General features: G+C 66.7%; 25 protein-coding genes and 2 tRNA genes. 11 read left to right on the forward strand and 16 right to left on the reverse strand.

Annotated features, from left to right (window positions below; translation table 11 throughout):
* Positions 1-7 precede the first annotated feature (7 nt).
* From OHB26_RS37210 to OHB26_RS37225, 4 genes are all read left to right on the forward strand, one after another.
* On the forward strand, positions 8-412 hold the full coding sequence (locus tag OHB26_RS37210; protein ID WP_330181923.1) for a DUF732 domain-containing protein: 405 nt from the start codon (positions 8-10) through the stop codon (positions 410-412).
* Positions 412-1,146, forward strand: coding sequence for a TIGR03086 family metal-binding protein (locus OHB26_RS37215; RefSeq protein WP_330181924.1), 735 nt, complete (start codon positions 412-414; stop codon positions 1,144-1,146). Before OHB26_RS37210 ends, OHB26_RS37215 begins: the two co-directional genes overlap by 1 nt.
* A 304-nt stretch (positions 1,147-1,450) precedes the next feature.
* Positions 1,451-2,035, forward strand: coding sequence for a dihydrofolate reductase family protein (locus OHB26_RS37220; RefSeq protein ID WP_330181925.1), 585 nt, complete (start codon positions 1,451-1,453; stop codon positions 2,033-2,035).
* 105 nt (positions 2,036-2,140) lie between these two features.
* Positions 2,141-3,829: a tetratricopeptide repeat protein gene (locus OHB26_RS37225; RefSeq protein WP_330181926.1), complete on the forward strand. Its 1,689-nt coding sequence runs from the start codon at positions 2,141-2,143 to the stop codon at positions 3,827-3,829.
* 25 nt (positions 3,830-3,854) lie between these two features.
* On the opposite strand, the gene OHB26_RS37230 is transcribed toward OHB26_RS37225, so the two are convergent.
* Positions 3,855-4,532, reverse strand: a complete 678-nt coding sequence (locus OHB26_RS37230; RefSeq protein ID WP_330181927.1) for a hypothetical protein — start codon at positions 4,530-4,532, stop codon at positions 3,855-3,857.
* A gap of 335 nt (positions 4,533-4,867) precedes the next feature.
* Here OHB26_RS37230 and OHB26_RS37235 point away from each other — a divergent pair, with 335 nt between their 5' ends.
* Together OHB26_RS37235 and OHB26_RS37240 are read left to right on the forward strand one after the other, a co-directional pair.
* The gene (locus OHB26_RS37235) at positions 4,868-5,257 is read left to right on the forward strand and encodes a VOC family protein (protein ID WP_330181928.1); all 390 of its coding nucleotides are present in this window, start codon (positions 4,868-4,870) and stop codon (positions 5,255-5,257) included.
* A gap of 55 nt (positions 5,258-5,312) precedes the next feature.
* Positions 5,313-5,717, forward strand: a complete 405-nt coding sequence (locus OHB26_RS37240; protein ID WP_330181929.1) for a VOC family protein — start codon at positions 5,313-5,315, stop codon at positions 5,715-5,717.
* Between the two features lie 309 nt (positions 5,718-6,026).
* Here the strand turns inward: OHB26_RS37240 and OHB26_RS37245 are convergent, their stop codons facing one another.
* From OHB26_RS37245 to bioB, 5 genes are all read right to left on the reverse strand, one after another.
* Positions 6,027-7,199 (reverse strand): hypothetical protein, encoded by a 1,173-nt coding sequence (locus OHB26_RS37245; protein ID WP_330181930.1) that lies wholly within the window; start codon positions 7,197-7,199, stop codon positions 6,027-6,029.
* 33 nt (positions 7,200-7,232) lie between these two features.
* Positions 7,233-7,409, reverse strand: a complete 177-nt coding sequence (locus tag OHB26_RS37250; RefSeq protein ID WP_330181931.1) for a hypothetical protein — start codon at positions 7,407-7,409, stop codon at positions 7,233-7,235.
* Positions 7,410-7,478: 69 nt separating this feature from the next.
* A complete protein-coding gene (locus OHB26_RS37255; protein ID WP_330181932.1) occupies positions 7,479-8,204 on the reverse strand; it encodes a DUF2567 domain-containing protein in 726 nt (241 codons plus the stop codon).
* Positions 8,204-8,431, reverse strand: a complete 228-nt coding sequence (bsaP, locus tag OHB26_RS37260; RefSeq protein ID WP_442942806.1) for a biotin synthase auxiliary protein BsaP — start codon at positions 8,429-8,431, stop codon at positions 8,204-8,206. Before bsaP ends, OHB26_RS37255 begins: the two co-directional genes overlap by 1 nt.
* Before the next feature lie 37 nt (positions 8,432-8,468).
* Positions 8,469-9,506 (reverse strand): biotin synthase BioB, encoded by a 1,038-nt coding sequence (bioB, locus tag OHB26_RS37265; RefSeq protein ID WP_330181933.1) that lies wholly within the window; start codon positions 9,504-9,506, stop codon positions 8,469-8,471.
* Positions 9,507-9,613: 107 nt separating this feature from the next.
* On the opposite strand from bioB, the gene OHB26_RS37270 reads away from it, so the two are divergent.
* A complete protein-coding gene (locus tag OHB26_RS37270) occupies positions 9,614-10,198 on the forward strand; it encodes a TetR/AcrR family transcriptional regulator C-terminal domain-containing protein (protein ID WP_330181934.1) in 585 nt (194 codons plus the stop codon).
* Positions 10,199-10,213: 15 nt separating this feature from the next.
* Here OHB26_RS37270 and OHB26_RS37275 read toward each other — a convergent pair whose 3' ends face one another.
* The 8 genes from OHB26_RS37275 to OHB26_RS37310 form a co-directional block, all read right to left on the reverse strand.
* On the reverse strand, positions 10,214-10,462 hold the full coding sequence (locus OHB26_RS37275) for a TetR family transcriptional regulator C-terminal domain-containing protein (protein ID WP_442943065.1): 249 nt from the start codon (positions 10,460-10,462) through the stop codon (positions 10,214-10,216).
* Between the two features lie 28 nt (positions 10,463-10,490).
* Positions 10,491-10,562, reverse strand: a tRNA-Lys gene (locus OHB26_RS37280).
* A 3-nt stretch (positions 10,563-10,565) separates the two neighbouring features.
* Positions 10,566-10,640 (reverse strand) — tRNA-Met (locus OHB26_RS37285).
* A gap of 90 nt (positions 10,641-10,730) precedes the next feature.
* Positions 10,731-11,882 carry an alpha/beta fold hydrolase gene (locus OHB26_RS37290; RefSeq protein ID WP_330181936.1) on the reverse strand — a complete coding sequence of 384 codons (1,152 nt, stop codon included), beginning with the start codon at positions 11,880-11,882 and terminating at the stop codon, positions 10,731-10,733.
* A 104-nt stretch (positions 11,883-11,986) separates the two neighbouring features.
* Positions 11,987-12,466 (reverse strand): SRPBCC domain-containing protein, encoded by a 480-nt coding sequence (locus OHB26_RS37295; RefSeq protein ID WP_330181937.1) that lies wholly within the window; start codon positions 12,464-12,466, stop codon positions 11,987-11,989.
* Positions 12,467-12,528: 62 nt separating this feature from the next.
* Positions 12,529-13,764 (reverse strand): sensor histidine kinase, encoded by a 1,236-nt coding sequence (locus tag OHB26_RS37300; protein WP_330181938.1) that lies wholly within the window; start codon positions 13,762-13,764, stop codon positions 12,529-12,531.
* 282 nt (positions 13,765-14,046) lie between these two features.
* Positions 14,047-14,730, reverse strand: coding sequence for a dethiobiotin synthase (gene bioD, locus OHB26_RS37305; RefSeq protein WP_330181939.1), 684 nt, complete (start codon positions 14,728-14,730; stop codon positions 14,047-14,049).
* Positions 14,727-15,881, reverse strand: a complete 1,155-nt coding sequence (locus tag OHB26_RS37310) for an 8-amino-7-oxononanoate synthase (RefSeq protein ID WP_330181940.1) — start codon at positions 15,879-15,881, stop codon at positions 14,727-14,729. The genes bioD and OHB26_RS37310 overlap by 4 nt, the downstream gene beginning before the upstream one ends.
* A 75-nt stretch (positions 15,882-15,956) precedes the next feature.
* On the opposite strand from OHB26_RS37310, the gene OHB26_RS37315 reads away from it, so the two are divergent.
* The gene (locus OHB26_RS37315; RefSeq protein WP_330181941.1) at positions 15,957-16,268 is read left to right on the forward strand and encodes a hypothetical protein; all 312 of its coding nucleotides are present in this window, start codon (positions 15,957-15,959) and stop codon (positions 16,266-16,268) included.
* A 3-nt stretch (positions 16,269-16,271) separates the two neighbouring features.
* On the opposite strand, the gene OHB26_RS37320 is transcribed toward OHB26_RS37315, so the two are convergent.
* Complete coding sequence (locus OHB26_RS37320) at positions 16,272-17,540, reverse strand: adenosylmethionine--8-amino-7-oxononanoate transaminase (RefSeq protein ID WP_330181942.1); 1,269 nt, start codon at positions 17,538-17,540, stop codon at positions 16,272-16,274.
* Positions 17,541-17,704: 164 nt separating this feature from the next.
* Between OHB26_RS37320 and OHB26_RS37325 the strand changes: the two genes are divergently transcribed.
* Genes OHB26_RS37325 through treY form a run of 3 tightly spaced genes read left to right on the forward strand, consistent with a single transcriptional unit; the run spans position 17,705 to position 22,647 of the window.
* Positions 17,705-18,100 carry a GNAT family N-acetyltransferase gene (locus OHB26_RS37325; protein ID WP_330181943.1) on the forward strand — a complete coding sequence of 132 codons (396 nt, stop codon included), beginning with the start codon at positions 17,705-17,707 and terminating at the stop codon, positions 18,098-18,100.
* Between the two features lie 9 nt (positions 18,101-18,109).
* The gene (gene glgX / locus OHB26_RS37330) at positions 18,110-20,227 is read left to right on the forward strand and encodes a glycogen debranching protein GlgX (RefSeq protein ID WP_330181944.1); all 2,118 of its coding nucleotides are present in this window, start codon (positions 18,110-18,112) and stop codon (positions 20,225-20,227) included.
* 11 nt (positions 20,228-20,238) lie between these two features.
* Positions 20,239-22,647, forward strand: coding sequence for a malto-oligosyltrehalose synthase (gene treY, locus OHB26_RS37335; protein WP_330181945.1), 2,409 nt, complete (start codon positions 20,239-20,241; stop codon positions 22,645-22,647).
* Positions 22,648-23,035: 388 nt separating this feature from the next.
* Here treY and OHB26_RS37340 read toward each other — a convergent pair whose 3' ends face one another.
* Positions 23,036-24,229 (reverse strand): DUF2235 domain-containing protein, encoded by a 1,194-nt coding sequence (locus OHB26_RS37340; protein WP_330181946.1) that lies wholly within the window; start codon positions 24,227-24,229, stop codon positions 23,036-23,038.
* Positions 24,230-24,341: the final 112 nt, after the last annotated feature.

Below are 24,341 nucleotides of genomic sequence, written 5' to 3' on the forward strand. Positions count from 1 at the left end.
GATCTTCGTGGCGATCACCGGGTCGCGCAGTTGTCCCACGATTGGAATCGTCTTGCTCTTCCCGAAGATCGCTACAGGGCTCGCCGCCGCGGCCGCTGCTGTTCTATTCGCCGCCCCCGCCTCGGCATTGCCGTCGACAGAGCTTCGGCCGGTCGCGGGGCCCCACAACTACGGCCCGTTACAGGACGCGCATTTCGGGTTCCTGCTCATCCAGCGGGACGGCATTCAGGCACTTCCCGACATCATCTCGGATTTCCCGGTCATTTCCGAGGGCGGCCATGCCGTCTGCGATCTGCTCGCGGACGGCCTGTCGAAGAACAGTCTGGCCGAGTTCTTGAGCGAGGAGCCAGGCGAGTTCGGCTCGGCGATGGCCTTCGTGAACGCCGCCGAGACTGCCTATTGCCCCGGCTGATGCCGGTGCATGGCCGGCCCGCCCTGAACGTTCGCCTCGTCCTCGCTGGCTCTCGCAACGCAACGCCCGATATCCGCCGGCCTCTACCGCTCGCGAAAGGCAAGCTGGGTTATATGACCGATTGTTTCGAGGGGATCATCGATCGTTTCCTGCTGTCCTGCAGCGAGTTCGAACGGACGCTGCAACCCGTTCGGCCCGAGCAATGGGTCTGGCCGACTCCCTGCACGGAGTGGAACGTACGCCAACTGGTCAACCACGTGACTCGAGGAAATCTCAACTACGCGAACCTTGTCGAGGGCGCCAGCGCCGCGGCGTTTCTGCGCCTACGCGAGGTCGACGCACTGGATGGCGATCCAGTGGGTGCCTTCGCTCGGTCCGTGTCCACGTGTGCGGAGGCGTTCGCTCGACCGGGCGCACTGCGCCGGGAACTCGATTACCCCCTGGGAAGAGTGGTCGCCCGACAAGCGCTCGCGGTGCGGACCACAGATACGACAATCCACACCTGGGACCTCGCGCGATCGGTCGGTGCCGAGGAAACCCTCGACCCCGGCCTGGTCGCCTGGATCGACGACCATCTGGACGAGATCTACGCCGGCCTCTCGGAAACACCCAGGGCTCCCGACACAACTCATCGGTTCTTCGCCGCACCCCGAGCCGGGTCGAACGACGATGCGCCGCAACAGGATCGGCTACTCCGACAGATGGGCAGAACGCCCGACCGGACAGGCCGCTGAGTCCATCCACATATGCCGCAACGCGCGCGTTCCGAAGCGGCAGCACCTGCCTGCCGAAGATCAACGGGCAGAGCGCTGTTCGGCCGCGGGGGACGCACAGAACGTCTTTCTGTGCCGAGTGAAATGCGTTGCAAGGTGTCCGGTGCAATCATCTGGCGCGAGACAGCCGATTGAGCCTGGTTTCGACCTAGGGATATTCGATTTCGGCGGGCTGATCATGCGGACGCCTCGGTGGGCCTGACCAATGATTTTTCCGCGCTGTGCTGGTCTGTACATCGAGTACTACTCACGGGAGGCTGGCACTGTGCGGAGACTGACGTTCGGCATGAATGTGACCCTGGACGGCTACATCGCCGCGCCCGGCGACGACCTCGGCTGGAGTGGGGGTGAGGGACCGGACTCGTCGCCGAGCGACGAGTTGTTCCAATGGTGGTCCGACCGGGTGGCGGCGACGAGCCTGGCACTGTATGGGCGCAAGCTGTGGGAGGCGATGAGTTCGCACTGGCCGACCGCCGACCAGCAGCCGGGCGCCACACCGGCGGAGATCGAGTTCGCCCGCCGCTGGCGGGACATGCCGAAGGTGGTCTTCTCCTCGACGACCAGCACGGTCGACTGGAACACCCGCCTGGTCACCGGCGACGCGGTCACCGAGATCACCCGGCTCGAGGCCGAGGACGGCGGGCCCATGGATATCGGCGGCGCGACGCTCGCCGCGGTGGCCATGCGGGCCGGGCTGATCGACGAGTACGTGATCGTCACCCATCCGGTCCTGGTGGGTGGCGGCACGCCGTTCTTCACCGCGCTGGACAGCTGGGTGAACCTGACCCTGGTGGAGACCCGGACCTTTCCCGGCGGCGTGGTCCTGACCAGGTACGAGACCAGGCGCTGACGAGGCAATGGTGACTTCTTCCGCGTTCTCGAACACTGTTGCCCCGCCCAGCGCGGTAACTGCTGGTGGGAATACGACTTCCGCAGCGGCGGATACAGTTTCGACATGTCGATCTCCACCGGCGAACACGATCATCTTCGTTATCAACTCGCGGGTTGGCACGACGATTCGGTTCGGCTCCACGAGTATTCGTTGCACACCGTCGCGCAGGAGCTCGGTTCACGGCATCCTCGGGCCTTGGCCGTAATGCTGGACTCGGCGGAGTACGTCGACGCGCCGGAGTTCGAGGGGTTGATCGCCGACTGCGTAACGCTCTATGGCGCTGACGATGCGAAGACGATCGATGTGCGCACCGCGGTCGCGGTCGATATGAATCGGCGTGGCCGACACGATGATGCGATCGGGCTGCTCGAACGCAGCCTGGCCGACAACGAGCGGGTTCGAGGCATCGACAGTCGCCTCACCCTGGAGGCACGTGAGCATCTGGCATTGGCGCTGCTCAGCCTTCCCGACCGGGTATCGGACGCGATTGTCGTTATGGGACAAGCGCTTCGGGATCGCGAGCGCATCATCGACCTCGACGATGCGGTCGCCGTCGACCTTCGTTACCGGTTGATGTCGTACTACGTGGAAACCAGCCGTGACGAACTGGCGATCCCGCTGCTGGAGCGCATTCTCGACTCCGCCGAGCGCGTCCACGGTAAGGATCACCCCGAGACAGTCCATGCCAGAAAGGGATTGGCCGCCCTGTATCGGGGCACCGATCGCTACGCCTCGGAGATTCCGCTGCTCGCCTACGATCTGGTCGTCTGCGAGCGAGAATTGGGCCCCGACCACGACGACACTATCGAATCGAGGTTCCAACTCGCCTGGAGTTCATGGCATTCCGGTCATCCGGAGCACGCGTTGCCGCTCTTCGAGCAGGTCCTGGCCGCTCACGAGCGGCTACGCGGCCCCGGCCATGACGACACCATTCCGGTGCGCCGTATCCTGTCCCACCTCTACGCCGCCGAATTCGAGCAGTTCGACAAGGCCGCCGACCAGTGCGAACACCTACTCGCACACCACGAACGGAACTACGGCCCGCGCCACAACGACACCCTCGTGGTCTGCAACAACCTCGCCCACGCCTACCACAAGGTCGATCGCCTTCCGGAAGCGATCGAACTGCACGAACGCGTCCTCGCCATCCGCATGGACACCGTGGGATCGGACCACCCCGATACCCTGCTGACGCTGCACAATCTGGCCGCGATCTACGAACAGCTCAAACAGCACGACCGCTGCGCCGACGCCTATGAGCGAATCCTCGCCGTTCGCAAACGCGTTGTCGGACCGCGCGATCCGCTGACACTACTCACCCACGACAACCTGGGCGCCGCCTACAGCGCACTGGGCCGCTACACCGACTCGGTCGAACAACACAAACTCGCACTTGCCGGACGCGGCCACATCCTGGGTCCAGACCACCCCGACACACTCGCCTCCTCGCACAACCTGGCGTTCGCCCTCCTCGCCGCCGGCCACCACGACGAAGCGATCGCCCTGGCCGCGCGCACAGTGGACGACCGAGAACGGGTACTCGGCCCGGACCACCCGGGCGCGCTGTCGACCAGACACCTGCTCGGCCGCGCCCACCACGCGGCCGGTCACCGCGACGCCGCGATCACCACCCTCACCCGCGCCCTGGCCGACCGCGTCCGAGTCTTCGGTGCGGACCACCGGTACACCGCTGTCACGCGAGAAGCGTTGGTGCTCGCGCAGCGCGCCGAAGCACGCCCTACAAACCGGTAGCAGGAAGGGTCGCCACACCGGTGCCCTAGCTGTACGGCTTCGGTTGAGTATCAGGCGGCCGGGGCTCATTCCGTGCCTGACCATCGCCAACGGCGATGTCGTGCGCCATTCCAGCGATGGTGGCTATCGGCATGGCGAGGACGGCGAGGAAGAGGGCGTAGACGAAGGCGGCCGAGATGTCGAGGTTCAACACCACACCGGTGACGACCGATCCGAGGACCAGGAACACCGCATCGGTGAGGCACAGCCAGAACAGGGGTGACCACATGGCAGCGAGTACTCGACCGAGCCGGTCCCGCACCCAGCTGTGGCTGCGATGACGACCGCGGTGCGAACCCGAGGCCACCAGCGCGGCGAGCAGGCCCAGCACCGGTGGCCCGAACCCGCCGCCGAGCAGCAACAGCAGCACGGACAACAAGGCCAGTCCTGCCGCTGCGAACCTGCGATCGAGAAATAGCGTGGCCCACAACGCGACAGCCGCGGAAGCTACGGTGGCGAGCACACCGGTGGCGAGCAGGTCGGGGATGATCGTCAGCGCGGGCTCACCTCCGAGGTTCGTCGCAATGCGGCCCTGAGTCCAGGAATCGAAGACGACACCACGAGGTGGACCGCTGCCCTGTAGTAGCTCCCCTATGCCGTGGACCAAGCCCCCGACGCCAGCCGATACGCCGACTGTGGCGGCCAGGTTCCGCATAGTCGCCACGCGCCGTACGGTCGACCGAATACCCACGGTGCGAGGTTCTTCGGTCTCCTGTTCTTCTGTCATTGCCGCCGGTCCGCCGTCTCCGACTCGGGGAACGGTACGGCGCGTGGCCGACCGGAGCGTCTGCGGGTTTTCAGGTTCTCGGATATCACGGGACCGGCCACTCCCCCATTGCACCGCTCGCGTACTAGACCGACCAGGGTCCTTGGTCACGCGAATTCCCATGACGGGCACCGCAATACCGATCCACCGGCACCGACGACCGATGAGCGTGGACAGCCTGCGTCGACCTGATCTATTGACCTCGACCACACTCGAGGTTGCACCATCGGTGGATGCGGCTCAATCAGGTCACCGTGGGTGGCACCGACCTCGCTCGTTCCGAGCGGTTCTATCTGCTTCTCGGACTGAGACTTATCGTCAAGAACGACCACTACCTGCGCTTCGAGTGTCCGGACGGAGACAGCACGTTCTCGGTCGATCTGGTCCCGTCCGTCCCGGACGATGAGCAGGTGACCCTCTACTTCGAGACCGATGATCTCGACGATCGATGCGCGCGGTTGCGGGAGGCGGGGATTGTGTTCGACCACCCGCCGAGCGATCAGCCGTGGTTGTGGCGGGAGACGCGGCTTCGCGATCCGGACGGACACCTGCTGTGTCTGTTCCACGGCGGGGACAATCGGCGCAATCCCCCCTGGCGTCTCGCTGATTCAGCGTTCGGCTGAGGGTCGTTCGGCGCGATGACCCGTCGCCGCGGGCCCCGCGCGTAAGGTCGGGCGCATGGCATGCAGGATTACCGAACTTGTCATTGATTGTGCCGACCCGCGGCGGCTGGCGGAGTTCTGGTGCGAAGTGCTCGGTTATGTCGAAATCGATTGGGATGACGGCGATGTGGAGATCGGGCCGCCGGGGTCCGGTGCGGGTGGGCCCGCGATCACGCTGTTGTTCAGTCGCAGTGCGGATCCGCGGCGGGGGAAGCTGCCGATGCATCTCGATGTGAATCCGACCGATCGCGATCAGGATGCGGAGTTGGAGCGGTTGCTTGCCGCGGGGGCGCGGAAGGTTGATATCGGGCAGACCGGGGCCGAGTCGTGGCATGTGCTGGCCGATCCGGAGGGGAATGAGTTCTGCCTGCTTCGGCGGCGGGTTGCGGCGACGAATCGGGTTGGCGCAGAAGGTACCTGACCGATCCGGCCACGAGACGGTAGGCGAGGACAGCAGGCACGACGACCAGGAGCAGTACGCGTAGGAGCAGTGTCAGGGCGGCTACGGCCAGGTAGGTGATGCTCAGACCGTCGGGGGAACCGAAGCCGTGGCGGGCTGAAAGTGCCGCGAGGACTGGCTTGATCGCGAGGTACAGCACCAGCAGGACCAGGGGTATGCGGAGGTGCCGCCAGCTGGCGAGCAGCCAAGGCGTGCGAAGCCTCCGCGCGAAACGTTGCCGGGCATCGCGGATCCGAGGTTCCGCGGTTGGCCGCGGCGGACGGGATGCGGTCATGAGGCCAGCTCCGGACCGGAGGTGAGGAAGGCCAGCAGCAGGGCGTTACCGGTCGCTCCGGCCGTGGTGAAGCGCAGGCGCGAGCCGGTGCGCTGGGGAAGCCCGAGCAGGTCGGCGGTGCGGAACAGACGGGTGAAGAGCGGGCGGTTGCCCAGGGATCGGGCCGTCGCCAGGCCGAAACTGGTGGCGGAGACCGAGATTCCCAGCACCACCGGGCCGCTGTCTATATCGGCGGGGCCGGTGGTACCGGGGGCGTACTCGTGAATTGCGCTGAAACCCAAGAGGGTTCGCTCCTGGTGAGAGAAGGCGGCTGTCAGCTCGGCAGCCAGGGAGCGGTTGGCGAAACCGGCGAAGTAGGCGGCCAGACCGGTACCCGAGGCCCGGGGAGCATCGTGCGGGTGGGCGTCGGTGCCCATGCGCTGCACCACAAGTCCGGTGGCCGGATCGAGTTGGACCGCGCGGACCTGTTGCGCCCAGTGCGCCAGCACCGCCGAATGGTCGGTGCCGGTCGCGCGACCGTGCACCGCGATCGCGGCGGCTACCGCCGCCATATCGGTGGGGTACGCCTCACCGGGCAGGGTGTCCAGCAGGGCGGTCGGAGAGGCCAGAACGCGACGCTCGTACGAAGCGATGATCGTGTCCTGTTGCGCGGCAAGGTCGGCCGGGAACGCCGGATCGACCAGGCGCGCCATACCCAGAGCCAGGGCCGGGTAGGACAGGTAGGCGTGGCCGTGCGGGCTGTCGGGGACCGTCAGACCGTCTTCGCCGTGCCAGGCGGCGGTGAAGGCGGAGCGCATTTCGGGCAGCAGCGTTTTGGCCGCGGCACGTGTTGCGATGGGGGCGTATCGATCTCGCCATTCTGGATGGGACAGGCAGATCTGCGCCAGGCCCAGCGCTGTCATCTGATGGGTGAGCAGACCCCACATATCGGCAAGTGCACCGCCGCCGGTGGCGCGCTGCTGATCGTCATCGGCCTCGAAGACGACCAGCTCTTCGGCGAGGGCGCGCATGCGGACCGGATCGCCTTGGAACCACGCATCGGCATCGCGACCGCACCATCGGTTCGGCACCAGCACCACGACGAGCAGCGCCGCCACCAGCCCGGCAATGATCGCGACCGGACGACGAAATCTCTGCAACCGGCGCACCGGGCCGGACGGACTCCCCATCACCCGAACGTACCGGCTCGGCCTACGAAAAGATCACCAACCGCGATTGCGATGCTTGGACGTGCGCTTGTACTTGCGCGCACTCGGAATCGGTTGCGCCGCATTGGATTGCCGGATGGCATGGCGCTGCCGCCAAGCGGTGAGGTCCGGTCGTTCCGCCGGGACCGTCGCGGTATCCGGGGCACGATCGGCGTGTGGTGCGGCTTTCATGGCCGATCCCCCCTGCGATGTCGTGAGAACACCACGGTAGGGGGATTCGGCCGCCGGATCCAGCGAATTTCAGCGGGTGGTCTCGGGGCTGGAGCCGGGTGCGTCGAAGGGTACGACCGGATCGCGAGGACCATAATCGGCGCCGACGTTTCCGCCCGCCGGACCACCGTACGGGCCGTAGCTGATCGCGGAGCCGTACTGTCCGGGAGCCAGGACGACCGGCTCGGGCGGACGACCACCGAACGGGAGGAACTGCCCGCTGCCGAGGTCGTCGGAGGTGCTCAGCGCCGCCATGATCAGCACGACCAGAACCGCGAGCAGCGGCTGCACCAGTAGGGCGGGCCACCCCTCCACGGTCGGCGCGAATTCGACGATGGTATGGATCGCCGGATGCGAAGGACGCGAATGTCGTTGCTGGGCAATGGCTTCGCCCACCCAGCGCATGACCGATGAGCCGAGCGCCGATCCGGCCAGCAGCCCGAGCAGCAGTACCGGCCCGCGCGCACTCCGCCACCGCCAGGCCGCGGCGGTGGACAGCACCGCGATCACCACGCCGATGAGTACGAAGATCGCGACCGCGTCGAATCGATGCGTGCTCTCCCCCGTCAGCGCCGCACCCCGCTCGGGATCGACGACCAGGAGTTGCTCGGCGGGCGCGAGGAATCCCCACAGCACCCCGCCCAGCGCGCTCACCGCGGCAGTGGCGGCGAACACCACCGCCGCCGCGCGCCCTTCACGCATCAGACTGTCGTTACGCGTCCAGGGCTGCTCGGCGGCGGTGAATACGGTTGCCACTAGCGGCGTTCCAGCTGATGTGATTCGAGCACGCCATGCCTCGAGCACTTGGCCCACCAGCCGTCGGGGCTCACCTGCACCACCATGCGGCGGCCGCAGTGTTCACAGAACCGCGGCGGCTCCAACCCCATGGCGGCGGCGGGCGGAACCGGATCGTCGAGACCCGGCACCACTCGCTTACCTGTGAAGGGGTTGTAGCGCTCCTCTATATCCACGTTCACGCCCACCTGTGTGAATCTACCGGTCTTCGATAACCCGCTGATCTCAGAGGGTTTCGTTGAGCGCCTTGATCGGCATCTTGAGCTCGCCGAGCAGATCGATATCGGCTTCGGCGGGTCGGCCCAGGGTGGTGAGGTAGTTGCCGACGATGACGGCATTGATACCGCCGAGGATGCCCTGCTTGGCGCCGAGATCGCCGAGGGTGATCTCACGACCGCCCGCGAAGCGCAGGATGGTGCGCGGCAGGGCGAGACGGAAGGCGGCGACGGCGCGCAGGGCGTCGGCGGCGGGCAGCACCTCGAGGTCGCCGAAGGGGGTGCCGGGGCGCGGGTTGAGGAAGTTCAACGGCACCTCGTCGGGCTCCAATTCGGCCAGCTGCGCGGCGAATTCGGCACGCTGCTCGATGGATTCGCCCATACCGAGGATGCCGCCGGAGCACACCTCCATACCGGCCTCGCGCACCATGCGCAGGGTGTCCCAGCGCTCCTCGTAGGAGTGCGTGGTGACCACGTTCGGGAAGTGCGATTTGGCGGTCTCGAGATTGTGGTTGTAGCGGTGCACGCCCATGGCGGCGAGCTGGTCGACCTGCTCCTGGTTGAGCATGCCCAGCGAGCAGGCGACCTGGATGTCGACCTCATTGCGAATGGCCTCGACACCGGCGGCGACCTGCGCCATCAGCCGCTCGTCCGGGCCGCGCACGGCGGCGACGATGCAGAATTCGGTGGCGCCGGTCTTGGCGGTCTGCTTGGCGGCCTCGACCAGGCTCGGGATATCGAGCCAGGCGGCGCGCACCGGCGACTGGAAAAGGCCGGACTGTGAACAGAAGTGGCAGTCCTCGGGGCAGCCGCCGGTCTTGAGCGAGATGATGCCCTCGACCTCGACCTCGGGTCCGCACCACTTCATGCGCACATCATGGGCGAGGGCGAGCAGCTCCTCGAGCCGATCGTCGCCGAGGCGCAGCACCTGCACGGTCTGCTCCTGGGTGAGGCCGACGCCGCGCTCGAGCACCTGCTCGCGGGCGATCGTCAGAATGTCTTCGCCTGCCGCGCTGTCGGCTTCGGTCCTGACGGCTGCCTGGGTCATTCGCTCGAATCCCTTCGTCCGGCCGGTGTGGCCGAGCAACTTGAACGGTGTTCAGGGTAGGCTAGCAGTCCGGAACGTGAGCCGGAACACGAAGGGGTCGGATTTCAGTGCAACTGCACCGCACGGACGTGGTCGACGGGGCCATCGCCATTCTCGACCAGTACGGGCTCGCCGACCTGACCATGCGCCGATTGGCGGGATCACTGCATGTGCAGCCCGGTGCGCTGTATTGGCACTTCCCCAACAAGCAGGCCCTGCTCGGCGCGGTCGCGGACCGGATTCTCGCGCCCATGGACGAGCCGGTCGAGACCACCGAATGGTCCGGCCAGATCACCGAATTGGCGCACCGCCTGCGCTCCTGCCTGCTCGCCTACCGCGACGGCGCCGAATTGGTCTCCGCCACATACGCTTCCAGGCTCACCACCAGCAAGGGCCGGGAACGCCTGGCCGGGGCCGCGATTCGCGCGGGCATGACCCGCGAGGAGGCCGACCTCGCCGCCTACACCCTGCTCTACTACGTCCTCGGCCAAACCGTCGATGAGCAGTCCCGCATCCAAATGGACTCCGTCGGAGCCCTTTCCGAGGAGAGCTCCCCCCTCTACGACAGCCCGGACGCGACCTCCCGCTTCGACTTCGGCCTGCAACTGTTCATCTCGGGCGTGCGCCACCTGTTGGGTAGCCGCATCCGCTGAAGGTGCGCCGCCCGGTCACTCGGGTGCGGCGTCCGGATTCACCAGCACGCGCAGGGTCATCGCGGCCAGATGCTCTTCGAGGTGACGCCGGTTCGGCATGACGGCGGCACGGAAGCCGTGTGCCGATAGGAATGACAGCACCATCCAGGCGGCTGCCTCCGGGTCGAGATCCGCGCGCAGATCACCCTCGCGCTGGCCTCTGACCACGATTTCGGTGATGACTCCGGCCAGTTCACCGATATGTTCGCGGACCGCCGCCTCGATGGCCGGTCGGCCACTACAAAGGCTTACGTACCCCCGGTGCGGATCGAACGCACGACATTTCGCTTAAGAGGCGAAAGCTCTGCCACTGAGCTACGGAGGCATAAAGCGGTGGCCGGATTCGAACCGGCGGCCTACGGGTTATGAGCCCGTCGCGCTGACCGAACTGCGCTACACCGCTGTGTTGTGTTCCGCTGATTCGAATGAATCGGCGGTGAAACAAGATTCGCAGTGATCGTGAATTGCGGCAACCGAATTAATCCGACGGGGTTCAGCGGGGTTCCGCGGCGACGGAGATCGGCTCACGCTGAGTGAGGCGGATGAAGGGAACCACCTGCTGATCGATGACCGCGTTGTACTCCCGCGGGCGCTGAATCGGGTTGGCGTGGGCGGTGGTTCGGGTGGTGACCACCAGAAGTGTGCCGTTGACGCCACCGGATTGTTCGATGAGTACGCGTTGGGAGTAATCGACGTTGACAATCGGGTCACGGTAGGCGTCATGCGGTCGGATGAAGACTACGGCGGGACGAGGCTTACCTTTCGCGGGTTTGGCCAGCGCTCGCAGATCGTCTATCGCGCCGCCGGCCACGATCGCCTTGAATTGGGCCTCGATAAGTCCGTTGCTGGCGACATCGGTGCTCAGGATCTTGTCCTGCAGCACATTCATGATGGCCTCGCGCAGGCGATCGGCGCGAAAACCGTAACGGCCGCCACCGATGTAATTGCCGTGGCGGGCATACATTTCGGCGATGAACCGCAGTAGGCGACTTTCTCGCGCGCCGGGAATCCAGCCACTCCAGCGCAGCATCTCCTCGCCCTGATCTCGAGATTCGGGGCGAACCGCGTGCAGGTCCACCGGCGTGCAATCCAGGACGACAGCCTGGACGCGGCGATCACTCCCGGTATGCAGATGGCTGGCGACCTCCAGAGCGATGACTCCGCCCATACTGTGCCCGACCAGGATGACGTTCGAGGCCCTCGCCGCCTCGGCCACCTTCACGATCAGATCCGCGATGACCTTGGTGTCGATACCGGAATTGTCATAGCGCACCGCCCAGACCGAACCGAGTTCGCTCAGCGACGGCAGGGCGCGCGCGGTATCACCGGCATCGAGGACGCCGAGTCCGACCAGATCGAAGACGGCGGTATCGGCGGCCTGCGGGGTGGAGGGACCGGCGATCGACATGACCGCCGGTTCGGTGCGCGCCAGCCGGGTGCGCTCGGGCATGACATCCCAGGCCAGATACTGGGCGAACAGGCCGAGCAGCACCAGGGGAATCAGGCTGCCGCGCACCAGGATCAGCCGGGTGCGCCGCCAATCCACCCAACCGCGGCCGAGCCGGGATTCGCGCAGGCGAGCCTGCCGCCGCCGATCGTCGTATTCGGAGGCAGTGGACGGACGTGGATAGCCCGGCAGCGCCATACCAATCCACCATAGGCACTCGAGCGGTGATCGCGCATCCGCCCGCTACCCATGCTGGACCGGAAGACGCCCCGGACCAGGTTCTCCTTGCCGCCCGGAGGTGTTCAGCTCGGTGGCGCGTCCGCTTCCTCTCGCTCGGCCAGGTCGGCGAGCTTGGCCAGGGACATGCGGAAGCCGATCTCGTTGTCGTCCGGGGACAGGCCCGGTGGGAGGTTCTCGTGCCGGGCGATGACGCGGGTGCCGCCGCGTTCGGACTGCAGTAAGTAGGTGATGGTCATTTCGCCGCATAGCTCCGGATTCTCGGTTTCGAATTCGACGCTCTGCACCACCTCCGTATCGGGGACGAGGCGCACGAAGTGGCCGTGGAAGGTATCGGTATGCGCGGAGGTCTTACCCGCCGCGGTGGGGATGTCGTAGCTGAGTGAGATTCGGAAGCGGCCTCCGACGCGCGGGTCGAATTCGTGGATGCGACTGGTCATCCCATCGGGGACCATCCACGTTCGCACGGACCGCGCATCGAGGAGCGCCCGGAAGACATTCGGGCGGGGAGCACTCACGAACCACTCGACGCGGGTGGAGTTCATGGCCGCGACCATACGCCGGGTGTACGACGCCGCGAGGCCGGTTCGAGTGGACAGCGCGCAGGTCAGAGCTGGGGTGGGGCGGGCAGGGTGAGCGTGGCTATCGTGCCGCCATCGGGTGCGGAACCGATGGCCACCGAACCGGAGTGCGCCCGCGCCACCCACCGCACGAGCGACAATCCGATGCCGTGGCGACCGCCCGCACCGGTGGAGCCGTGCGCGAACGGATCCGCCAGCGCCGGGTCCAGACCTGGACCGTGATCACGCACCGTGACCGAGTGTTCGGCGACGGTGATCTCCACGGGCGTACCGCCGTGTACGACGGCATTGTCTATGAGATTGCGCACCGCCAGGGCGAGCAGATCCGGATCCGCCCGCACCACGGTGGGTTCGGTGCGCAATTCGATTCCGGGGATATCGCATTCGGCGACCACGCCCTCCACGAGCTGGTCGAGATGCAGTCGCTCCGCATCGAGTTCGCCGAACCCGGTCTCGGCGCGAGTGCGCGCCAGCAGGCCCGTCACCAGGCGGCCCATCCGATCGGTGAGCGAGCGCGCCTCGGTGACCGCGCGCCGGTTGTCCTGCGGATCGCGCAGTGCCGCATCGAGATACAGGCGCAGCGTGGCGAGCGGGGTGCGCAGTTCATGCGAGGCGTCGGCCAGGAATCGCTCCTGTTCGGCGAGCATGCGCACGGCCGGGCGGGTACTCACCCCCGAGAGCAGGTGACCGATGACGGCCGCCATGGCGATCAGTGCCAGACCGCCGAATTCCAGTGCCAGCACCAGCCTTCGATGATCGCGCTGGGAGGGTGCGGGGTCCGAACCGGCGAAAACCACGGCGCTGATGGCGGCGTCATTGTCGTACACCGGGGCCGCGGCCACCCGAATACGGTGCCCCGCACCATCACTCATGGTGCTGAGCACGGTCTCCTCCGCCGTGGCCGTCTCATCGGCGGATGCGGTCAGATCCCCGGGCAGCGTGGAACGCAGGTGCCCATACCCTTCCCGCCACCGCCCATCGGTCCCGCGTACCAGGACCGCGACGGCGGAGTTGCCCTGCGCCAGATCGTCTTCCCGCAGCGTCTCCAAATCGATGGCGCCGTCGTCATTCCAGTACACGACCCGCGCCAATCCGGTGACCACCCGATCCACCCCGGCATCGAGCGCCCGCTCCCGCGACTGCGTATCGATCGAGGCGGCGACCGTGGCCGGCACCAGCAGGCAGGCTGCGGTGAGGACGGTGAAAAGCGCGGTGAGCAACCAGCGCATACGCCGCAGCCGCCCGGGAGTGGTCGGGTTCACCCCGCGTGTGCGGGGCGAGGTCGGCGCGCCACTACGGTTGCGGCGCAATCGGAGACGCCCCGGTGCACCAGCGCGCAGCCGCGCGAGCCAGCCCCGGACGAAACGAGCCGTCCCCGCGAACCACCCCGGGGCGAGCGCACTCGCGCCCGAGCTGCGCGGCCGGGAGCGGCTGTCGTTCACGGGGATTCGGCGATCGTGAAGCCGACTCCGCGCACGGTGTCGATCAGTGCCGGTTCGCCGAGTTTGCGGCGCAGCTGGGCGATGAGTGCCGCTCAGCTGGAGTCAGGGGTGGAGGTATCGGGCAGTCCAGGTGGGGGCGAACCAGGTGGGGGCGGTGGTGGTGAAGCGGGGGGCGTCCCAGGAGCCCGCGCCCGCGGGGAGGGTGCCGACTATGTCGACGCCGGTGACGGCGGGGAGGTCGGTGCGGTTGCATTCGGAGGCCAGGTCCGGGGTTTCGGGCCAGGAGCCGATGACCAGGCCCGCGCAGGGGACGCCGGCGGATTGCAGTGCGCGCGTTGTCAGTTCGCTGTGGTTCAGGGTGCCCAGACCTGCCGCCGCTACCAGTAGCACCGGGGCGTTCAGCTTTTGAGCCAGGTCCAGGAGGGTGAATTCGCCGATGCGGACCAGCAAGCCGCCCGCACCCTCGACCAGGGTGAGGTCGGCGTCGGCGCAGGATTCGATGCCCGCCACGGTTTCGGCGAGGGTGAGCAGGGGTTGGCCGCAGCGGCGGGCGGCGGTGTCCGGGGCGAGGGGCTCCGGGTAGCGGGCCAACTCCACCGTGCGGGTGACGCCGGACAACCGGGTGATCTCGGCCAGGTCGCCGGGTTCGCCCGGGGCCACGCCTGTTTGGGCGGGTTTACAGACCGCGACGGTGGCACCCGCCGCACGGGCGGTGGCAGCGAGCGCCGCGGTGACGATGGTCTTGCCGACATCGGTGGAGGTGCCGGTGATGAACAGCAGGCTCATGACACCGCCGCTGTACGACCGCGGGCCTCGTCCAGCACCTCGGTGAGAATCGTCGCGATGGTGGCGATGTCGTGCTCGGTGAGGTTCGCCCGGGCGGTCAGGCGCAGGCGGGAGGTGCCTTCGGGGACCGAGGGTGGGCGGAAGCAGCCGACGCTGAGGCCGCGGGCCAGGCAGGCTTGTGCGGCGTCGTAGGCGATCTGGGCTTCACCCAGGACGACCGAGACGACGGCCGAATCCGGTTCGGGGACACCGGCTATGCGAGCGAGGTCGGCGGCGCGGGCCAGCACGCGCCCGGCCATGTCGGGGTCGCGGCGCAGCACGCGCAGGGCGGCACGGGCCGCGCCGACGGCCGCCGGAGCCAAACCGGTGTCGAAGATGAAGGTGCGGGCGGAGTCGATGAGGTGGGCGCGCACCCGGGCGCTGGCCAGGACCACACCGCCCTGTGCCGCAAGGGCTTTGGAGAGCGTGGCGGTGATCACCAGATCGGGTTCACCGGCGAGGCCGACCTCGTGGACCAGACCGCGACCGCCCGCGCCGCGCACGCCCAGGCCGTGCGCCTCGTCGACAATGAGCACCGCGCCATTGGCCCGGGTCACCCGGTGCAGTTCGGTCAGGGGCGCGAGGTCGCCGTCGGCGCTGAAGACCGAGTCGGTGAGCACCAGGGCCCGCTCCTCGGTGCGCTCGGCCAGCAATCGATCCACCGCGGCCGGATCCCGGTGTGCGGCAACCTCTACGCGCGCCCGGGACAAACGGCAGGCATCCACCAGGGAGGCGTGACTGCCCGCGTCCGAGACCACCAGTGATCCGCGCCCGGCCAGTGCGGTGACCGCGCCCAGGTTCGCCGCGTAACCGGAGGCGAAGACCAATCCGGCCTCGGCGCCGACGAATTCGGCGAGTTCGGCCTCGAGGAGTTCGTGTTCGGCGGTGGTGCCGGTGACCAGTCGCGATCCGGTGGAGCCCGCGCCCCATTTGCAGACCGCGTCGACCGCGCCGTCGATCACCTCCGGATGCCGGACCAGCCCGAGGTAGTCATTGGAGGCCAGGTCGATGGTGGCGGTCTCCGGTGCGCGGGGGCGCAGCTCTCGGCGCAGCCCGGCGTCCACGCGCTCGGCGGCGCGTTCGTCCAACCAACTCAGGGGATCGGCACTCACAGCTCCGCAGCATACTTGAACACCGTTCAGGAGGCATCCGCCGGGCTATGCTGGAAGCCATAAGGAGGCTGCGCGATGCCACGATGGGCAATAGTGGTCGAGCAGACGACCGGCTTCGGAGACAGCAAAACCTGGTCACCGAAGGTTCTCACCGAAGTGGTCGGCACCCGCGAACAAGCCCTCGCCAAGGTGCCCGATCTCGTCCAGAAATTCATTCCCGATCATCCGAAGTTGATCAGCCGCCGCACCATCCTGCGCGACGGTGACACCTTCATGCTGATCGCACGCGGCTGGTCCGACGACTACCACTGCGTCTTCCGCGTCTGGGAAGTGCTGTCGGACAGCGATAATCCCGATCGAGCCCGGGAGAAACGCGCCAGTCGGTGAGCGTCACACCGCCGCGGCGGCGAGCACCGCGGCGGTGATGCGCTGGACGTCCTGTGCCGAACTGATGAAGGGCGGCATGGTGTAGATGAGGTTGCGGAACGGCCGCAACCACACGCCGGACTCGACCGCGGCGTGAGTGGCCTTGCGCATATCCACGTCATGATCGAGTTCGACGACGCCGATCGCGCCGCGCACTCGTACCTCGGCGACACCGGAAAGATCTTGTGCGCCAGCCAGACCCGCGCGCAGCCCGGCCTCGATCTCCCGCACCTCACCCTGCCAGTCCCGGGACAGCAGCAGCTCGATCGAGGCCACCGCCACCGCACAGGCGAGCGGATTACCCATGAAGGTCGGCCCGTGCATGAGCCCGCCGTGCGATCGACTGATGCTCTCGGCGATCTCCGAGGTGCACAGCGCCGCGGCCAGTGTCATATATCCGCCGGTGAGCGCCTTGCCCACGCACATCACATCCGGGCGCACCCCGGCGGCCTCGGCGGCGAAAAGCGTTCCGGTGCGGCCGAATCCGGTGGCGATCTCATCGAAGACCAGCAGTACGTCGTTCGCATCGCAGAGCCTGCGCAGCTCGGCGAGGTAGCGCGGATCGTGGAAGCGCATACCGCCCGCACCCTGCACCACCGGCTCCACGATCACCGCCGCCAATTCGCCCGCGTGCGTTGATATCAGCCGTTCCAGCTCCGAAACGTATTCCGGCGCATAGTCACTCGGCGGTGCGGGCGCGAAGATCTGCCGGGCGAGCACATCGGTCCAGAGCGAATGCATACCGCCCTCGGGATCACAGACGCTCATGGGTGTGAAGGTGTCGCCGTGGTATCCGCCGCGCCAGGTCAGCAGGCGGCTCTTCCCGGGCCGCCCGATCGCGCGCTGATACTGCAGGCACATCTTCACCGCGACCTCGACCGAGACCGAACCGGAGTCGCAGAGGAAGACCTTGTCCAGCCCCTCGGGGGTGAGCTCGACGAGCAGCTGGGTGAGCCGCGCCGCGGGCTCGTGTGTGAGCCCGCCGAACATCACGTGACTCATGCGCCGGGACTGGGCGAGCAGCGCGGCATCGAGCACCGGATGCCGATACCCGTGCACCGCCGCCCACCATGAGCTCATACCGTCCACGAGCTCACGACCGTCGGCGAGGGTGAGCCGGGTGCCGGAGGCGGAGGCGATGATCAGCGGTTCGGTGGTCGCCGGGAAGCCGCCGTACGGATGCCACACGTGCGCGGTATCGATGGCGGTGATCTCGTCAGGTGTCAGTGCCACGGGAGATTCCTTCACGGGCGGCGGCTTGAACGCTGTTCAAGTTACCAGAACCGGTCCACGACGAACGTCGAAGACATATTCGAAGTCGACGAACTCACCCAGCGCCAGATCGGCGAACTCCTGCGATCGCACTCCCCCGATACCACACCCGGCTGGTCGGGGCCGTGCACACCATCGAGCGGATTGTCGCGGACTTCCTGAATTCCCATGACCCACAACGAGAACGAGCCTGGATCGCCGAGTACGACGGCGCACCGGTCGGCTGCGTCTACTGCATGCGCGATGACGCCGCCCGGCTGCGCCTGCTGCCGGTGGAAACCTCAGCGCGCGGCCTCGGCGTCGGCAGCGCCCTGGTCGAACAATGCCCGCGCTTCGCCACCGCCGCCGGATACCGCGAGATCGTGCTCTGGACCAATGATGTCCGCACCTCCGCACGGCACATCCACCACCGCGCCGGATTCGAACTGGTGGAATCGAATCCGCATCACAGCTTCGGCGTGGATCTGCTCGGCCGGACCTGGCGGAGGGCACTTGATTCGGGAGCCGATCCGGACCGATAGGGTCTGGGCATGGCTCCCGCGACTACCGATACGGCACCGCTCGGTGTCTGGCCGGGAACCGCCTATCCACTGGGCGCCACCTATGACGGCGCGGGCACCAATTTCTCGGTCTTCTCCGAGGTCGCCAAGCGGGTCGATCTCTGCCTACTGGGCGTGGACGATCGCGAGACGCGCATCCCCCTCGACGAGGTGGACGGATATGTCTGGCATGCCTATCTGCCCGGAGTCGGCCCGGGACAGCGCTACGGCTTCCGCGTGCACGGGCCCTTCGATCCCGCGCGCGGGCTGCGCTGCGATCCGAGCAAACTGCTCCTCGATCCCTACGGCAAGGCGTTCGAGGGCGATTTCGGGGCCGATGCCGCACCCTACAATTACGGACAGAACACCCTCGGGCACACCATGACCGGTGTGGTCATCAACCCGTTCTTCGACTGGGCCGACGACCGCGCGCCCAAACGCCCGTACCACGAGACGGTCATCTACGAGACCCACGTCAAGGGTATGACCATCACACATCCGGACGTGCCGCCGGAGCTGCGCGGCACCTACGCCGGAATGGCGCATCCGGCGATCGTGGCGCATCTGCGGAGCCTGGGTATCACCGCCGTCGAACTCATGCCCGTACACCAGTTCCTGCACGACCGCGTCCTGCTCGATCGCGGACTGCGAAACTACTGGGGCTACAACAGTTTCGGCTACTTCGCCCCGCATCTGGAGTACGCCGCGAGCAAGACCCCCGGTGCGGCCGTCACCGAATTCAAGGCCATGGTGCGGGCATTGCACGCCGCGGGCATCGAGGTGATTCTCGATGTGGTCTACAACCACACCGCCGAGGGCAATGAATTCGGGCCGACGCTGTCCCTCCGGGGTATCGACAATGCCGCGTATTACCGTCTGGTGGACGATGATCCACAGCACTACATGGATTACACCGGCACCGGGAACAGCCTCAATGTGCGGCATCCGCACACCCTGCAACTGATCATGGACTCGCTGCGCTACTGGGTGCTCGAGATGCATGTCGACGGCTTCCGCTTCGATCTGGCCGCCACCCTGGCACGCGAATTGCATGATGTGGACCGGCTTTCCACCTTCTTCGACCTGGTGCACCAGGATCCGGTGGTGAGCCAGGTCAAGCTCATCGCCGAACCCTGGGATGTCGGCGAGGGCGGCTATCAGGTCGGCAATTTCCCGGTCGCCTGGACCGAGTGGAACGGCAAATACCGTGACACCGTGCGGGATTACTGGCGCGGACAACCGGCCACATTGGGCGAGTTCGCCTCTCGGCTCACCGGCTCCTCCGATCTGTACGAGGCCACCGGCCGCCGCCCCAGCGCCAGTATCAATTTCATCACCGCACACGACGGCTTCACCCTCGCGGATCTGGTGTCCTACAACGACAAACACAATGACGCCAACGGTGAGGACAATCGCGACGGCGAGAACTACAACCGCTCCTGGAACTGCGGCGTCGAAGGCCCCACCGACGATCCGGAGATTCTGGCCGTGCGCGCTCGGCAGAGCCGCAATCTGCTTGCCACCCTGCTGCTTTCCCAGGGCACCCCGATGCTGCTACACGGTGACGAACTCGGCCGCACCCAGGGCGGCAACAACAATGTCTACTGTCAGGACTCACCGCTGTCGTGGATGGACTGGTCCCTCATGCATACCAATACCGAACTGCTCGAATTCACCCGCCGCGCGGTCGCCGTCCGCACCGCGCATCCGGTGTTCCGGCGGCGGCGGTTCTTCGACGGACGGCCCGCGACCACCCATGACCATCCCGACGACATCGCCTGGTTCACCCCCGCCGGGGCCGAAATGACCGATGCCGATTGGGAAACCGGCTTCGGTCGCTCGCTCACCGTCTTCCTCAACGGCGACGGGATACGCGAACCAGGGCCGCGCGGGGAGCGCATCGGCGACGACTCGTTCCTGCTCTGCTTCAATGCCCATGACGCCGACCTCGCCTTCACCCTCCCGCCCGCCGAACACGGCGCGGTCTGGTCGGTGGAGCTGGACTGCTCCACACCCACCGGTGCGGCAGCGCACGACCAGCAGTTTCCCGCCTCGTCCACCATGGCAGTGCCCGCACGCTGTCTCCTCGTCCTGCGCCGTACGGCATGATTCAGAAGGCCATGACCAGCACGCCCGAACATCACACCGGCCCCATCGCGCGGCAGACGCCCGTGCGCAGCACCTATCGTCTGCAGCTGCGCCCCGACGCACTGACCTTCGCCGATGCCCGAGGCATCGCCGAATACCTGCAGCAACTGGGGATTTCGCACCTGTACCTGTCCCCCGTACTCACCGCCACCCGCGGCTCCACGCACGGCTACGACATCACCGACCCGACCACCGTCGCCTCGGCGCTGGGCGGGCCGACCGGGCTCAAAGCGCTCTCGGACGAGGTGCGCGGGCGCGGTATGGGTTTGATCGTGGATCTGGTGCCCAACCATGTCGGCGTCGCCGATCCACGGCAGAACCCGTGGTGGTGGGATGTGCTCACGCACGGTAAGGAATCGAAGTACGCGCACTACTTCGATATCGACTGGAGTCCGGCCAATGGCGCGGGCGGTCGGCTCGCGCTCCCGGTGCTCGCCAATGAGAACGATCCGGCGGCGCTGTCGGTGGATCGGGCCGGACTCGAACCCATGCTGGCGCTGCGCGATATGCGCTTCCCGATCGCACCCGGGACCGACGGTGAGAACGCGTTGCGCATCCACGACAAGCAGCACTATCGGCTGGTGAACTGGAAGTCCGGGCTCTGCGGCTATCGGCGGTACTTCACCGTCGGCGGGCTGGCGGCGCTGCGGCAGGAGGATCCGGTGGTCTTCGAGGCCACCCACCGCGAACTCGCCGCCTGGTGTGAACACGATCTGATCGACGGGGTGCGCGTCGACCATCCGGACGGGCTCGCCAACCCCACCGAATACCTCACGCGCCTGCGCAAACTCATCGGACCGGCGCGACTGCTGCTGGTGGAGAAGGTGCTCGCACAGGGCGAACCCCTGGACTCCGGACTGCCCGTCGACGGCACCACCGGCTACGACGCGCTCGGCGATATCGGTGGTGTGCTCATCGATCCCGATGGCGAGAAGATCCTCACCGATCTGTCCCGGCAGTTCACCGGGCACGGCAGCGACCGGGTCTGGTTCGAGGAGCATGAGCATCGGATCAAGCGGGCCGTGGCCGAGACCATGTTGGTGCCCGAGGTGCGGCGACTGGTCGCGGCCGTCAAACGCGATGCGCGCGCGGACGCCTTCGACACCATGGCGCTGACCAATGCCACCATCGAGGTGCTCTCGCATATGCCGGTCGCGCGCGCCGATTACGCGCCGCTGGCGGGAACCATCGGCCGGGTGGTGGCCGAGGTGGCCGGGCGCAACAGCGAACTCACCGCGCCACTGCAGGTGCTGGTCACCGCGCTCGCCGTTCGGGGAGAAGCCGCCACCCGCTTCCATCAGGTCGGCGGGGCGGTCACCGCGAAGGCCGTGGAGGACACCATGTTCTACCGCGCGGCGCGACTGGCCTCACTCCAGGAGATGGGCTCGGATCCGAGGCGCTTCGGCAGTTCGGTCATCGAATTCCATCTCGCCAATGCCGAGCGGGCCGCACGCTGGCCCGCCACCATGACCACGCTCTCGACCCATGACACCAAGCGCGGTGAGGACACCCGGGCGCGCATCGGCATGCTGTCGCAGGTGCCCGATATCTGGGCGCGGTCGGTGACCGCGTGGCATGAGATCGCCCCCGGACCCGATGGCGCGACCGCACTGTTCCTGCTGCAGAACATGTACGGCGCGTGGCCCGCGGACGGCAGACCCGCCGGAATCGTGCCGGGCTTCCGCGAACGCGTACATCAGTTCGCGGAGAAGGCCATTCGTGAGGCGGGGACCCAATCCTCCTGGGAGGAGCCGGATCTCGAATTCGAGAATTCGGTGCATCGGTGGATAGACACGGTGATCGACGGCCCCGTCGGTGTCGAATTGGGGGAATTCGTCACCGATCTGGCGACACACGCCTGGACCGACGCATTGGCGCAGAAGCTACTTCAACTCTGCGGGCCCGGAATTCCGGATATCTACCAGGGCTGCGAACTCTGGGAGGACTCCCTGGTCGACCCGGACAATCGCAGACCCGTCGATTTCACCCACCGCTCACTACTACTGCAATCGCTCACCGGGACACCGGATCTGGACCCCACCGGTGCGGTGAAAATGTGGATAGTGGCCTATGCGCTATGGCTGCGAAGAGAACGGCCCGAATGTTTTGTCGGCGGCACCTATACGCCATTGTTCGCCTCCGGTGACCACGCCGAACATCTCATCTCCTACGCCCGCGGGCGCAATGGCGAGACACCGGAGGTAATCGTCGCCGTCACCCGGCACAGCATTCGGCTCGATGAAGCCGGCGGGTGGGGCGATACCGTACTCGACCTGCCACAGGGCCATTGGACCGACCGACTGACCGGCCATACATTCTCCGGGCGATCGCGATTGGAGAAGCTGTTCGCCCGGTTGCCTGTGGCGCTATTGGTGCGATGAGGGGAATAGGTTTCAGAGGGTCGGGCACCAAGCGCCCGCACCCGGCGGCGGGGCCGGAATAATCTTCTCGGGGGCCGGGACCACCCTTTCCGGGGCCGCACCCGCGGGAAGGGACTTTCCGGGGCCGCCCCCGGGGACCGGAGCGGCGGGCCCGGTATCACCCGAGGCCCAGGCCGCGGACGGATTCAAAGTGAATACTGTGGCGCAAACAAACGCACCGACAAGGAGGCCGATGGGCTTCTTTTTCGTCATGCGTTGCGACGATACCGGCGACACAACGAGATTCGCGGTATCTGAAGGTCGTTCGGCGGGTTACGGGCATGTTTGAACCCGTTCGAACGCGGGAAAACTGCTTCGGTGCGCTGCGAATCGCGCCCTCACCGGGCGACTACACCGCTTCCCTCATCACTTCGGCGGTCGGCTCCGACTCCGGTTCCGGGGTGTCGAGTGGGCCCAGGTCGGTGTGTTCGATGAGGGCGGCGGGGATGGGGCCGACCAGGGTTTCATGCCAGCGCCTGAGATTGTCGGGGTGGTAGTCCCGGGCGCGCCGGGCGGAGGAGGAGGCCAGATAGCTGGCCTGATCGGTGGGGGTGAGAATGCGGCGCCAGGAATCCCAGTAGAAGCGGGGACTGCGCGGATTACGCAGTAGGCGAATGAAATTGAGTAGCCGGAATGCCGGGCCCAGCGAATTGTGCAGCAGTAGATGCTTTTTCGGCGGGTGGGGGCAGTGTTCGCGCAGGGTGGTGAGGCGGGTGTGGTCGAAGCGCAGGCCCTCGGCCTCGGCCTCGCGGATCATCCAGTGCAGGGCGATATCGGAGAGCGCGCATTCGGGGTAGCCGCCGCCGATATCGCTGTGCACACCCTCGAACCAGACCTGTTTGACCCTATCGGTGCGGCGGAACTTGTGCCCGATCTCGACCGGGACCTCCCACAGGCACGGTTCGAAGGCGCGACGGCGCTCGTTCAGGGCCAGGGCCTGCCGGGCACAGTGCACGGTATTGGACAGCCGCACATCGTGGAAGCGGTGCCGCCAGGCGGTGATCCCGGGAATGCCCATGGCTCCCACGGTGTCGAAGACGCCCAGGAAGTTGATCACCACGGGTTCGGAATGGCAGTTTTCCCTGCGGAATTCGGCCCATTCGGGTGGATCCGGATCATCCGGGTCGGCCTTGCGGGTGTGGTAGATCTGCAGCGCGTCCGGGTACTTGCCGTCGATCATGGCCTTGTAGGTGAGGATGCCGAGGCGGTTGATCATCCCGGCCAGGCTGCGCGCGGTGTACGCGCCGCGACTGAAGCCGAAGATGAAGATCTCGTCGCCCGGCTCCCAATTGAGTGCCAATTGCCAGTAGGCGGCCGAGAGATTGGCCTCCAAACCGAGCCCGAAGGCACCGCCGAGCAATCGATCGGTGGTGAATCCGCGCGCCCCCGGACCGGAGATGTAATAGACGCGCTGACCGACGGCCTCGCCCTGTGCGTCCGTGCCGGTATGGCAGACGGTCTGCGCGATCTTGACGATGTTCGAGACCGTCGTGGACGATTCGGCCTTCCAGGTGCCGTCACAGCACACCACAAGTCTTTTCATGAACAGATCCTCCCGCTGCGCGCATCGGGTCTCTTGCGTAGTGGACTACTCGGATTCATCGCATGAACTGCACGTACGCGTTAACCCCGACTTCGGAGAATCCGGCGCGGAC

It is taken from the genome of Nocardia sp. NBC_01503, assembly GCF_036327755.1.
Classification (GTDB): Bacteria; Actinomycetota; Actinomycetes; order Mycobacteriales; family Mycobacteriaceae; genus Nocardia.